The following is a 13770-nucleotide window of genomic DNA, read 5'->3' on the forward strand; positions in this document are numbered from 1 at the left end:
AAGTTTTGCATGATCCAGATAAGTTTGAATCATTTAAAGAATCCTGTCAGAGAGAAATTAATGAGAATTCCGAGGCGAGCCATAAGCTGAATGAGCTAAAGGAAATAGCCTCTGATAGTAGGGTCGTTTTACTGTTCGGTGCTAAAGATAAAGAGCATAGTCACGCAGTAGTTTTGAAAGAAATGATAGAGAAGTAAGGGGAACTATTTAAAAATGAGGTAGCGTACGGTTCCTATTCTTCTATTAAACTTCGAAAACTATAAATCAAAGGAGAGGTTTCTCAATAGTGGAACAAACTGTTGAGAAATCTCTTTTTTGTTCTTTTTGAGCCTCGACGTTCCCCGGGCCAACTTATTCATAATTCAAGTAAACGGAAACATTCTCTCATCCTCAAGTCTTCTGTAATGTAAAAATATTCTTAGAGTGTGAGTGGCGTTTTCATGGTAAAATTCCCTTTTGGAATATGTTATGAAGGAATACCTAATGGAATGGTTAAGTCAAACTATTCACGCTAGCCTGCTGGGTAGTCATGGCTTCGATGGTCTTAGCCAGGCATTTGGGGTTTCTTTAACGAAGAAGGTAGGAGGAATCGCAATTGCCATCCTTGCGACGCTTGGTTTAGAAGCCCATTTCCTACAATAGATAAAAGTTCTTAATAAAAGGGGATTTTATGAGTAAATTTAAACGGTTTGGAGTATTTGTCATTCTTTTTGTCCTTTCCAGTGCTCTAGTGTCAAGGATTACAGGGTACTACGATGACAGCTTAAACGATCTTGCTGAGAGTGTAATCCGCACTGTTCAAGCTTTAGTCTGCTTATATGTATCACAAAAACTTGTAGGGAACAGCAGCACACAGGAGGAAGGCAGTAACTCTAAATAAAATGCCACGGGGACGGGTACCTTGACTCATCGTTTAAGGGATCCGGTAAACCGGTTAAACAATAGAGCATTTTATAAATTGAGTAATAGTAGAGGCATCTCATTAGTGAAAAAACTAATAAGATGCTTCTTTTTTATCCTCTTTAGTTCATAACCTTTTGCGTTAGAAGGCATCCCAAGACTTCTAGACTCACACTTAAAGACACCTCAAAATGTGCATGCAAACTACAAAATAAAACTTATCACAATGCGGCTCAGATTATCTCATGTATAATAAATACATAACGTAGGAAAAGTGAACCAGTACTTAACTCCAAGGGGGACAAAGAATGAGAAGGATCATCTTATCAACCGAAAGTGGTGCCGACTTACCAGGGGATTTAGCTGAAACGTACAATGTTCAAGTCGTTCCCATGCACATCATAATGGATGGCAACGATTATTTAGACGGTCATCTGCCGGTCCAGGATATTTATGACTATTACGAACGCACGAAGAAGATCCCCTCTACGACCTCAACAAATGCTCACGAATACCAAGAGTTCTTTAACCGTATAAGAGAGGAATATCCGGATTGCATCATTGTGCATGTTGGTTATACATCAAAAGCGTCTTCCTCTTTTCAAAATGCGGTCATAGCTGCGGAGGAATTTGAAGACATTTATCTCATTGATGCTCTGAACGTTACGGGAGGTTTAGCTGCGATTGTGATGTATGCGGCTAACGTTTTAGAGAAAGAACCTGACATTGAAGCAGAACAGTTAGTTGAAAGAATAGAGACCATCGTTCCTAAATCAAGGCTCGCTTTCATACCAGGCAGTCTTGAGTTTCTTAAAGCGGGAGGACGAGTCAGTAATATGGCTTCTTTGATTGGAACCCTTTTGAAGATAAAGCCATGCATAGAGTTGAAGGATGGAAAGCTTATGTCTACAAAGAAGTACCGTGGGAAGATGAGTGGAGCTACTGAAAAACTCTTAAGGGATTATTTAAAGGAATTCAACATCGATCGAGAGCAGCTTTATTTTATCTACTCTATAGGACTTGATGAAAAGATCAAGCAACGAATGGATGAGGTTGCTAAAGAAAACGGCTTCCAGAATATAAGATGGATCCAAGCCGGCGGTATGATTTCGACTCATTCAGGACCCGGTGGATTTGGAGTAGCAGGGTTAGAGAAATAGTATGGGGGGGACGTCATAAACACGACGGTGTATATACCAAGAAGAGAAGATCCTCTTTTTAAATGCTTGGGGGAGTTGTGATGAAGCTGGTCGTAGGTGTGATTCTCATTATGATGAGTATGGTTCATGTCATTTATGGCGAAAAAATGCAGGTGGATGAATTAAAGACATTAAAGGCTAGCCCTCTGTTAATAGGATCTTTTAGAGTCATGTCCTTACAAGGTGGGATGATTTTATTGGCAGTGGGTGTAGTAGAAGTTTTAACTTTTTACAATCTAGTTGTTTTAACGGGTGTTGCAGCCTTTATACCATTAGGAATTCTTTGTTTGAATGTACTATCAGTTTTTATTGTTTCTTTCATTAAACACCAAGAATTAATCAAAGCTGTAATTCCTCAACTTCTCATTTTTCTAACCATAATAATTATTGAATTATTGACTGTGATATAAATCTCATAAAAGAGTAAGGTTATATCATTCAGCAATACGATAAAGCACCACGCGGAAGGTCACCTTGTGCAAAATAAACTCTCACTTTTGATGGAAGGATTTCCTTACACATCCTTCTAACTTACTATGAAAATCAATAGTCTTTTTTGTGAATATAAAGTATTACAAGAGTTCCTATAGTGTCTTTATATCCAGAATGAGCGTCAATAGTTCCTCCTGGTACTAATGCTTTGAAACACAAAAGTAAAAATCTATAAATAATTTTTGTAATTTTCAGATAATTACTCGTTTCACTGAATGAAGTAAGTTATAATCAAAGAAAAAAGGAGGTGCGAGATGAGGATTGGAAATAAAGCACTAATCAAAGAATTGAATCAATCTCATGTTTTTACCACCATTCGTTCTCATCAATCAATTAGTCGTACTCAGATTTCCAAAGTATTAAATTTAGGTTTATCAACGGTAACTTATATTACGGAAGAGCTTGTTGAAGCTGGTTTAGTAGTTGAAAATGGAACGGCTCATTCAACAGGTGGGAGAAAAGCGACATTGCTAACCTTCAACGAGGAGTATGGGTATGCTTTTGGTGTAAAAATTGAGGAAGATCAAGTCATTGTAGCTTGCACAAACCTAAACGCAAAGATCCTTCGTAAAGAGACCTTTACTTATGAGAAAGAAACCGAGCCAAGTAAATTGCTCGAGAGGGTTATTTTGCAAATAAAACAGATAATCCAAGAAATGAATCTTCCTGAAAAGAAACTGATAGGGATAGGGATGGCGTCATCAGGGTTAATTAATCACAAACAAGGAATCATTATCCGTTCCACCCTATTAGGATGGTCTAACGAGAATGTTCGTGAACAAATGAGCGAAGCGTTTAATGTTCCTATTTTTATCGACAATAATGTAAACGCTTACACAAAAGCTGAACGTCAATTTGGTTATGGCCAAGGGTTAAATGATTTCTTATGCATATCTATTGGAGCTGGAGTGGGTGCATCATTATTTACAAACGGTGAAGTGAATGCCGGTCATCATGGTGGAGCCGGTGAAGTGGGCCATATGGTAATCAAACAGAATGGTTACCCTTGTCACTGTGGTCAGAAGGGATGTCTAGAGATGCATGCTTCTGAACGATTTCTTGAGGAAGAAGGGAGACAAACTAAACACCTTTACCCTGACAGTCCCCTCCATCACAAAGGTTTCACGTTTGAACAAGTGGCTTCAGCTGCACAATCAGGAGATGCATTGGCCATAGGGTTGTTTGAAGAACTTGGGAAAAATCTCGGAATTGGAGTTTTGAACTGTATTAATTTACTAAATCCTTCTGCTGTCATTTTTATTGGAGAGGGCTTAGTCGCTCAGGAATTTTTTATGACGTACACCATTGATAAAGCTTCGGATAACTTCTTTTCAAAAGCTGGATGTGATGTGGGCTTTCAAGTCTCAAAGTTAGGAGAAGATGCTTGGGTACAAGGGGCAGCTTTGCAGGCAATCGATCACTGGCTTGAGCATCCTATAAATGAAGAGAGTCGGTTACTTCTCTCTTAAAGGAGGAACTTTGATGAACTCAAGTAGATGGAAGTATTGTTGGTGTGTTTGCTCGTTTTTCCTCTTTATGGTCCTTACAAACAATCACGTGGAGGCACGGGAGAGTCCTTCAACGGCGAAAGGTTCAGGTCCTCTTTATTGGATTTCGTATGAACATCAATTTACAAATAATACTTATTTACCTGAGGATCGATGGAAGCAAAATATTGACTGGATGGCTGAAAACTTTCTGCCCTATGGGTATGACATGATGAGTACAGATGGGTGGATTGAGGGTTCGACGAAGCATACAGAGAATGGCTACATCATTTCTCATAACGATTCCTGGGAGCATGGATGGAAATACTGGGCTGATTATCTTGAGAGCAAAGGAATGAACCTCGGAGTCTATTACAACCCTTTATGGGTGACGCCTGCCGCTGTGAATAACGAAAATGCGACGGTCATCGGAAGACCGGATATTAAGATTAAAGACATTATCACTGAAGGGGATCGTTTTAACGGTGGTCAAGATACTTCTCTATATTGGGTGGATGTTACGAAAGATGGGGCGAAGGAATTTGTGCAAGGGTATGTGAATTTCTTTAAAGATCAAGGCGCAGAGTTTTTACGCGTCGACTTTCTTTCATGGTATGAAACAGGTACAGACCAAAGCATTGGAGATGTCGGAATAGCTCATGGTCGCGAAAACTATGAAACTGCCCTTAAGTGGATGGAAGAAGCAGCAGGGGATGACATGACACTAAGTTTAGTTATGCCTCACTTGAAAAATCATGCTGAGTTGGAACTGAAATATGGAGATATGATTCGTATTGACGAAGATGTGTTCCATGGAGGATGGGACCATATAAGTGGGAGGCGTCAGGAGTGGACGGAAAATTGGTCCCAATGGGCTAATCCCTTCCAAGGCTTCACAGGATTTTCGGATGTATCTGGTCGTAATTCCATGATACTTGATGGAGATTTTCTTCGCTTAAATACATTTTCAGGCGACTACAAAGAGGAAGAGAAGAAAACGGCTGTTTCCCTTTTTACAATGGCCGGATCCCCAATCGCTATAGCTGATCAATATGACACCATTGGAGAAGATGCTCACTTCTATCAAAATTCAGAGCTTATTGAACTGAATCGGGAGGGGTTAGTAGGAAAGCCCATTTACTATAATAATAAACATTACAAGTTCAACAGTCGTGATAGTGAACGCTGGCTTGGTCAACTATCCGATGGATCTTGGGTTGTTGGCTTGTTCAACCGTTCCGATGTAAAAAAAGAGCTTTCCGTAGATTTTTCTAAGGAATTGGGTCTCGACACAGAAGCACATGTGAGAGAATTGTGGGCTCATGAAGATATAGGTTATCGTTACAATCATAAAGCCGATCTAACGCCTCACGATACTAGTATGGTCAAGGTCGTACCTCGATCTGTGAATAAAAAGTACGAAACTGAGGTAGCTTCCTATCAACATGGTGCGTTCTTTAATAATGAGCAACAGGGTTTTAATAGTTTTGGATATATTGAGAACATGGATCAACCCGATGCTTCTGTAACCGTGGCTATTACGGTTCCTAGTACTGGTGATTACACATTGAACTTTCGCTACGCCAATGGATCAGATACTCCATCTGTTAAGACTTTGGCTGTAAACGAACAAAGCCAGCCAGTAACGTTTGGCTCTACAAACGACTGGGGTACTTGGAAAGGTAAACAGGTCAGTGTTCAGTTAGAAGAAGGGGAAAACTTGATTAGCCTTAAGAATAGTGAAGGGGATGAAGGTGAGTTGCAACTTGATTATATCGAACTCATTCATCCAGAAGTATTCCTGACTAATGGGGATTTTGAAAAGGGAGACCATACAGGTTGGGAAGTATGGAATCCTGACAATGCTTGGGTAGGCGTGAATACTGAAGACGCCCTGAGCGGGTCTAAGCATTATTTCTATAAGTCAGAACCTTACCAGGCTAGCATCCATCAGAAGCTGAAGGGGATTGAGAATGGCGAATATAAAGTAAGTGCATGGGTGAAGTTGCAACCCTATAACGACCCTACATTTGAAGGCGTGGGCAACATAGCTAGAATGGAAGTATCTGAGCATGGTAGTGAGCAAATTAATGTAGATATAAAACCAGAACAACCTGATTTCGAGTGGAAAGAAATCTCTCAGACTTTTGAGGTGACAAGCGGGGAACTAGATATAGGTTTTTATACTGTAGCCCCCGGTAATACGTCCTTTCAAATTGATGATGTGAAGGTAGAAAAGGTTGGTGAAACATCAAGTGTAGCCTATCTCCCTAATTCTACTTTCGAACACGGTTTGAACCATTGGACGACAGATTCATTACCACAAACCTCAGTCAAAACAGAGAACAATTCTTCTTATTCTCATATAAAAACAAACGCTAGTGTCTGGCAGTATGTCACGCTCCCTGAAGGAAACTACAAAGTTAAAGCTAAAGCTAGAAAGAGTGGTGGGACCAACAAAGCAGAAATCTATGTTTCTTATGGAGGCGGAAACGAGTCTAAACAAATTGACACGGAAAATTGGAGCGCCATAGAGACGGTTCCTATTTCTGTAGAAGCAAATGAAGTCGTTAAAGTAGGAGTCGTTATTGACGGAGAAGAAGGAAGTTATGTCGATTTGGATGAGCTCGATATCGTTAAGGCAGAATTGACAACGCCTAATGTTAGTCATTTATCTGGGTTACAATCTTATAATGAACAAGATAACGAGATTATCTTTCATACGGAAGATCAAGCAGCGGTGAAGTTATCTTTCTTAAATGAAGGAATTGCTCGTGTTTGGTTTGAGCCTACAGGAACATTCTCTAAGAAAAAGTCTTATGTGGTGGATGACGAAGCATCAAGAGATGTGTATCATCTAACCGATGAAAAAGATTATTTTAAAATCACAACAAAAGAGATGACGATAAGGGCTTATAAGAGCCCTTTTCGTCTAGCTTATTATGACCGTCAAAATAAGGTCTTGCTTACAAAAGATACATCCCATGGAGGCCTTGGGTACGATCAATACAAAGGGGTCTACCAATCGTTTGAGCTTGGAGAAGATGAGCATATTTATGGACTTGGGATGGATCGTCATACCAGGGAACTAGATAAACGAGGAACGAAGATAACAATGAATAATAACATGGTGGGCGGACATGGAGGAAATACTTCAGATATCTCTGGCACTTTTCTTGCTTCCACAAAGGGGTATGGAGTGTATTTTGATAATACCTATCAGAATGCCCAATTTGATTTAGGTCAGAAAGATACCTCGACTTATTCTTTCTATGCTCCGGGTGGAGAACTGGTTTATTACTTTATGCCTGGACCTGATTTTTCACAAGTAATGACCTCCTATGGCGAATTGACAGGAGAACCACCTTTACCTCCTAAATGGACACTAGGCTACATCCAATCAAAATACGGATATAAAAGCTGGGATGAAGTGAATCAAATTACAAATACCTTTAGAGAGAAAGGTATTCCTATGGATGGATTAATCTTAGATGTTTATTGGGCGAAAGAAGATCAATACTTTGACTTTATGTGGTCAGACACTTTCTCGAATCCTGAATCTCACCTTAAGCAGTTAGCTGACAAAGGTGTGAAAGTGACTCCCATTGTAGACCCATACATCGAGATGACGGCCAGTAATTTCAGTGAGGCTGATGATAACGGATACTTCGTGAAGGACAAATCAGACAGAACGGTCATCTATCCAGCTTGGTACGGGGAAAGTGGTCTACTTGACTTTACAAATGAAGACGCAGCCCGGTGGTTTACTCAGCAAGCGAAAACGCTACATGACGTTGGAACAAAGGGATGGTGGATTGATTTAAATGAGCCAGAACAGAAAACAGACCCTATTCGTGACCACTTCCAAGAAGGAAGGGCGGATGAAATTCGTAACGTTTATGCGCTATTAGAATCCAAAGCCTTTTATGAAGGGCAAAGATCTTATACAGATGATAGGGTTTGGTCGCTTGCGAGGTCAGGATTTTCTGGGATTGGTGAATATGGTACGACAGTGTGGACTGGTGATGTCGATGCATCATGGGAAGCATTGACACATAACTTGCAGCTTGGTCTTACAGCAGCAATGTCTGGCATGCCTTACTTTACTACAGATGCGGGAGGTTTTTCGGGAGTACCTACTGCTGAATTGTATACAAGGTGGATGCAGGCAGCTGCATTTATGCCGATTTTCCGCTCTCATGGTGCTGATGGAGAACGGGAGCCTTGGGCTTTTGGAGAACAATCTGAAACCATTGTAACTGATGCTATAAGACAGCGTTACCGTTTGCTGCCTTATATCTACTCGGCTGTTCACACTACGACAGAAGAGAATATTCCATTGATGAGGCCGCTAGTTTTTGATTATCAGGACGATTCCAATGTGTTCAACATAAAAGATCAATGGATGTTTGGGCCATCGTTGCTTGTTGCTCCTGTTCATAAGGAAGGAAGTTCAAAGCGAGACGTTTATCTTCCTGAAGGAAATTGGTATGAATGGAATGGGCAAGATGTGTATGAAGGCGGCCAGACTATTAACTATGGTGCACCATTAGCGAAGATTCCTGTGTTTGTTAAAGAAGGCTCAATAATACCATTGGGAGAAGATATTCAGTATGTTGGGGAAAGACCAGATGATCAGACTACTTTAAGAATTTATCCTTATCAGTCTGGTGATTTGTCCACATACACTTTATATGAAGATGATGGGAGTACTTATAAGTATGAAGAGGGGACATTTGCCACCACAGAAATCACAGCAAAGAAGCAGGGAGGTAACACGGTAATCAGTATTGGCAAGAGACAAGGCTCCTATGAAGGAATGCCTGAAAACCGAACCTATACCATTGAATTACCCGTTCAAGGGTCTCCGGATCAAATTGAAGTGAACGGGAAGAAGCTTGAATCAGAGGGGGTAGGTAAGAGCAATTCTTTTGTATATGACGAAGATCAAAAGACCATTCGGATCCAAACGAAAGTTAAGCATAAAGATGGTGAAGTAACGATCAAAGTGAAACATAAGGGTAAATAAGAGAAAAGGTCCGCGGATTATACTCGCGGACCTTTTTCATTAGTGCTTAATGTTTTTTCTCTCCTTTTGCTTTTTTAGTTTTTTGTCATTGTTCAAAGAGCCCTGCTCCGTGGCAAAATATATACATTTTCTGGTAGGATAAAAGAGAGCGGTTTAAATATAGGAGGGGATTAGAATGAAAATCGATGAGCATGGAGGAGTCACTTCCGTGTTAGGGGAAGTGAGCTTTGGAGGCTTTGCCATGTCTGTTTATATTTTTTATGTTGATGGGATGTTGGTCGACACGGGTGCCCCGCGGATGCTTGAAGATTTCAAGCCGTTCTATAAGGAAACCCCAATTGAATTTGTTAGCTTGACCCACCCTCATGAAGACCACACCGGAACAGCCAAATGGCTTCAAGATGAATTGGATCTCCCTGTATACATAAAAAAAGAAGCGATACCTGAATGTGAGGTGGAAGCGAATTTACCTTTATATAGGGAGAGGATATGGGGGAGCCGCAAGCCTTTCTCGCCTTTACCATTTGATACAACAATTGAGTCCAATCACCATTCCTATCAGCTCATACACACACCTGGACATGAGAGGAATCATATAGTTTTATACGATGAAGAACGTGGGAGGTTGTTTTCTGGGGATTTGTTCGTCCATCCTAAGCCAAAGGTTATGATGGAAGATGAGTCGATTCCAGTTATGATGCGGTCGATTAGGAGAGTGCTTCAACTCGATTTTCAAGAAATGTTTTGCCAACATGCCGGTTTCATCCCAAATGGAAAAGAAGCGATGAGGGAGAAGCTTAACTACTTAGAAGAACTAAGTGGACAAGTACACGACTTATATAATAAAGGGCATAACATTGAAGAAATAAATGCCCAATTGTTTTCTAAAGTACCGAAGATTGTGTACCATTCAAGCAATGAATATGATTCAAAAAATATGATCCGCACCATATTGGAAGAGGTTGAGATTTAGTAGAGCGACTTTGCTTTCTGCCTCCTCCTTATAAGGATGGATTCTGTTTTTACATAAAAAAGCCTGTATAAACAGGCTTTTTAATTCTTTACGTCAATTAAATCTTATCCTCATCAAACTGCTCTTCCTCCGTAGACCCCTTCAACGCAATAGTGGAAGACGTCCCTCCAGAAATCACCTGAGCCACTTCATCAAAATACCCTGTTCCTACTTCTCGCTGGTGGCGCGTTGCGGAGTAGCCGTCTTTCTCGCTAGCGAATTCAGCCTCCTGCAATTCAGAGTAAGCTTCCATGCCTCTATCTTTGTATTGTCTTGATAGCTCGAACATGCTGTGATTGAGGGCGTGGAACCCAGCTAGTGTGACAAATTGGAACTTGTAGCCCATCTTGCTTAGCTCCTGCTGGAACTTAGCAATCGTTTCATCACTTAATTTCTTCTTCCAGTTGAAAGAGGGGGAGCAGTTGTAAGCGAGTAATTTACCAGGATACTTCTCATGAATGGCTTCTGCGAATTGCTTCGCTTCATCCAGGTTTGGTTCAGAGGTTTCACACCATACTAAATCAGCATAAGGGGCATAGGAAAGCCCTCGTGCAATGGCTTGATCGAGGCCTGCACGTGTCTTATAAAAACCCTCTGCTGTTCGTTCGCCGGTAAGGAAAGGAGCATCCGTTGAATCAATATCGCTTGTTATTAAGTCCGCGGCATTAGCGTCTGTCCGGGCGATAATGACCGTCGGAACGCCCATCACGTCTGCAGCAAAGCGGGCAGAGATTAAATTTCGTACGGCTGTTTGGGTAGGGAGCAATACTTTCCCGCCAAGGTGCCCGCACTTCTTCTCAGAAGAAAGCTGATCTTCGAAATGAACGGCTGAGGCACCGGCTTCAATCATGCCTTTCATTAGTTCAAATACATTGAGCTGTCCTCCGAAACCAGCTTCTGCATCGGCAACAATCGGAGCAAACCAGTCGATATCGTTGTTCCCTTCCATATGATGGATTTGATCCGCTCGTTGGAGCGCTTGGTTAATGCGTTTCACCACTTGAGGCACGCTGTTTGCGGGATAAAGGCTCTGATCCGGGTACATATGGCCGGATAGATTCGCATCCGCTGCGACTTGCCAACCGCTCAGATAAATGGCTTTTAGACCAGCTTTCACTTGCTGCATTGCCTGATTACCAGTCAGGGCACCAAGTGCATGAACGTATTTCTCTTCCTGTAATAAACGCCAAAGCTTCTTCGCTCCTTGTTCAGCTAGCGTGTACTCGATATCCATCGATCCTCTTAACTTAATTACGTCCTCTGCTTCATATGGACGTGTCACATGTCCATAGCGGCTTTCATCTTTCCAATCTTTCAATAGTTTTGCTATACGTTCGTTTGTCATCTCCGGAATCCCCCTTAAGGTAAGTGTTTATAAGCTTGAAGTGTTAAAAACTCAGCAAAATCATCATCACGTATAAATTTCTCAAATAAGGTTTCGGCCAGCTTATATGACCCCTTCTTAAAAGCTTCTGATCCAACCTCTTGTTGAATAGCTAGTAATTCCTCCTGCTTCCATTGCTCAACTAATTCAAACGTGACCTTTCTGCCATCGTCTAAAATTCCTTTAGGATGACGAATCCACTGCCACACCTGAGCACGGGAAATCTCTGCAGTTGCAGCGTCTTCCATTAGGTTATGGATTGGAGCCGCGCCTCGGCCGTCTAGCCAAGATGCCAAGTATTGAATACCGACGTTGATATTCGTGCGAACGCCTGCTTCTGTTATCGTTCCTTCAGGTATTTCGAGTAAGTCAGCTTCTGTAATCACGAGATCTGTAATTAATCGGTTGATTTGATTCGGTGTTCGCATGTGCTCGTTAAAGACATCCATAGCGGTTTGCACCATCGTGGGGTGAGCTACCCATGTACCGTCATGGCCGTCCGTTACTTCTCTTTGTTTATCAGCTTTCACTTTTTCAAAAGCTTCCTTGTTTAGCTCGTCGTCGTTCTTAACGGGGATTTGCGCTGCCATTCCTCCAATCGCTGGCGCACCTCTTCTGTGGCAGATCTGGATTGTTAGAAGAGAATAGGCTCTCATAAACGGACTTGTCATGGTTACTTCAGAACGATCAGGAAGGATAACCGCTGGATCATTTCGAAATTTCTTTAGGTAACTGAAGATGTAGTCCCATCTTCCACAGTTCAAACCAGCTGAATGCTCTTTCAGTTCATACAGAATTTCATCCATTTCAAAGGCGGCCAGGATCGTCTCTAATAAGACTGTTGCCTTAATGGTTCCGGTCGGAATATTTAATGCTTTTTGCGAAAATAAGAAGACATCATTCCAAAGTCTTGCTTCTAAATGGTTCTCAAGTTTCGGCAAGTAAAAGTAAGGCCCTGAGCCTTTTTCAATAAGCTGCTTCGCATTATGAAAGAAATAAAGTCCAAAATCGATTAAGCTAGCCGAAGCGGCCTCACCATTTAAGGTCATATTCTTCTCTTCAAGATGCCAGCCTCTCGGGCGAACCATTAGAGTGGCGGTGTCTTCTTTTAATTCATAGACTTTGCCTTTGTCATTTTGGAAAGAGATCGTTCCTCGAATGGCATCCCTTAAATTAATTTGTCCTTGAATTGTATTGGCCCATGTTGGCGAATTGGCATCTTCAAAATCCGCCATAAAGACCTTGGCACCGGAATTAAGTCCGTTAATGACCATTTTTCGATCAACTGGTCCTGTTATTTCAACTCGACGATCCTGCAAATCATGAGGGAGGGGAGCAATGCGCCACTCTGATTCTCTGATGGAGGCAGCATCTTTAGAGAAATATGGTTTCATTCCAGTGTCTAATTGATTCTGAATTTCTTTCCGCTTTGCTAATAGCTCTAATCTTCTAGCGTTAAAACGATGATGAAGCTGTTCTAAGAAAGCCAAAGCATCAGGGGTCAAAATTTCAGCGAAGGAAGGAGAAACGTCTCCCTCCACCACCCAGTTATTTGTTTTCATTTCCACATAAACGCCACCTTTTTTATAAGATAAAGAATAGCTTTATCACTGATGTATAACAGGTGCTGTAGCCTGCTACTCATCTTTCTTAGATAGACAACGATCGCATTCCATCATGTACGTATATACCTGTGATTTAACTTCTGTTCCACACTGGGGGCACGATACTGTACTTTTTTGATCTGACTTTTTCATGAATGATTCGCTCCTTTTATATAACAAAATTAAATTTTGTTAACTGTTATGGTACAGATTACGCAAGAGGGCTTGGTTGTGTAACTGTTATTTTCATTTCTTCTAAATGTGTCTAGTCCTTTTTCCAGGAGTTGTATTTGTTCACAAATTTGTGAAATGTTTCACAAACTGTAAGCGCTGCCAGGTGATATGATGTACTCAACCAAAGAAAACAAGGAGTGATAACCATGATCCTCTGCAAATGGCAAGACTTCACCACTGATACAGAGACCTATACGCTTGAATTGTTTGAACAAATTTTAGGCGATGAGTTTAAAGCAATGATGTTGGAGGATGGGCAAGACATACCATCATTTATCTGGACCACGAATCATGTTGTGATGATTAAACAAAACGCACGTATGTATAAAGATATTTCTTTCGTTAAAATTCCGCGTAACCCAGTTTGTGCTTAATGAAATGGCCAAGCTTTTTTTAAATAATCATGTGAAATATTTCGCAAAGTTATGG

Annotated in this window: 11 protein-coding genes and 1 pseudogene; 9 read left to right on the forward strand and 3 right to left on the reverse strand. The window is 41.1% G+C overall.

Annotated elements, in window-relative coordinates:
• Nucleotides 1–5 precede the first annotated feature (5 nt).
• From IMZ31_RS01645 to IMZ31_RS01680, 8 genes are all read left to right on the forward strand, one after another.
• On the forward strand, nucleotides 6–197 hold the full coding sequence (locus IMZ31_RS01645) for a DUF488 domain-containing protein (protein ID WP_207528930.1): 192 nt from the start codon (nucleotides 6–8) through the stop codon (nucleotides 195–197).
• Between the two features lie 286 nt (nucleotides 198–483).
• Entirely contained in the window at nucleotides 484–642 is a 159-nt protein-coding gene (locus tag IMZ31_RS01650; RefSeq protein WP_207528931.1) for a hypothetical protein, read from the forward strand.
• A gap of 28 nt (nucleotides 643–670) precedes the next feature.
• The gene (locus IMZ31_RS01655) at nucleotides 671–880 is read left to right on the forward strand and encodes a hypothetical protein (RefSeq protein WP_207528932.1); all 210 of its coding nucleotides are present in this window, start codon (nucleotides 671–673) and stop codon (nucleotides 878–880) included.
• Between the two features lie 328 nt (nucleotides 881–1208).
• A complete protein-coding gene (locus IMZ31_RS01660; RefSeq protein ID WP_207528933.1) occupies nucleotides 1209–2060 on the forward strand; it encodes a DegV family protein in 852 nt (283 codons plus the stop codon).
• Nucleotides 2061–2140: 80 nt separating this feature from the next.
• Nucleotides 2141–2509 (forward strand): hypothetical protein, encoded by a 369-nt coding sequence (locus IMZ31_RS01665; protein ID WP_207528934.1) that lies wholly within the window; start codon nucleotides 2141–2143, stop codon nucleotides 2507–2509.
• A gap of 336 nt (nucleotides 2510–2845) precedes the next feature.
• The gene (locus IMZ31_RS01670; RefSeq protein WP_207528935.1) at nucleotides 2846–4060 is read left to right on the forward strand and encodes an ROK family transcriptional regulator; all 1215 of its coding nucleotides are present in this window, start codon (nucleotides 2846–2848) and stop codon (nucleotides 4058–4060) included.
• A 13-nt stretch (nucleotides 4061–4073) separates the two neighbouring features.
• Entirely contained in the window at nucleotides 4074–9107 is a 5034-nt protein-coding gene (locus IMZ31_RS01675; RefSeq protein WP_207528936.1) for a TIM-barrel domain-containing protein, read from the forward strand.
• Between the two features lie 175 nt (nucleotides 9108–9282).
• Complete coding sequence (locus IMZ31_RS01680) at nucleotides 9283–10080, forward strand: MBL fold metallo-hydrolase (RefSeq protein ID WP_207528937.1); 798 nt, start codon at nucleotides 9283–9285, stop codon at nucleotides 10078–10080.
• Nucleotides 10081–10177: 97 nt separating this feature from the next.
• Here IMZ31_RS01680 and aceA read toward each other — a convergent pair whose 3' ends face one another.
• The 3 genes and pseudogenes from aceA to IMZ31_RS24400 form a co-directional block, all read right to left on the reverse strand.
• A complete protein-coding gene (aceA, locus tag IMZ31_RS01685; protein WP_207528938.1) occupies nucleotides 10178–11464 on the reverse strand; it encodes an isocitrate lyase in 1287 nt (428 codons plus the stop codon).
• A 14-nt stretch (nucleotides 11465–11478) separates the two neighbouring features.
• A complete protein-coding gene (aceB, locus tag IMZ31_RS01690; protein WP_371825471.1) occupies nucleotides 11479–13071 on the reverse strand; it encodes a malate synthase A in 1593 nt (530 codons plus the stop codon).
• A 69-nt stretch (nucleotides 13072–13140) separates the two neighbouring features.
• A pseudogene (locus IMZ31_RS24400) lies at nucleotides 13141–13227 on the reverse strand (YhfH family protein); the annotation flags it as partial.
• A 260-nt stretch (nucleotides 13228–13487) separates the two neighbouring features.
• Here IMZ31_RS24400 and IMZ31_RS01695 point away from each other — a divergent pair.
• Nucleotides 13488–13715: a hypothetical protein gene (locus IMZ31_RS01695; RefSeq protein ID WP_207528939.1), complete on the forward strand. Its 228-nt coding sequence runs from the start codon at nucleotides 13488–13490 to the stop codon at nucleotides 13713–13715.
• The last annotated feature ends 55 nt before the right edge of the window (nucleotides 13716–13770 follow it).

This window comes from Pontibacillus sp. ALD_SL1, from assembly GCF_017355605.1.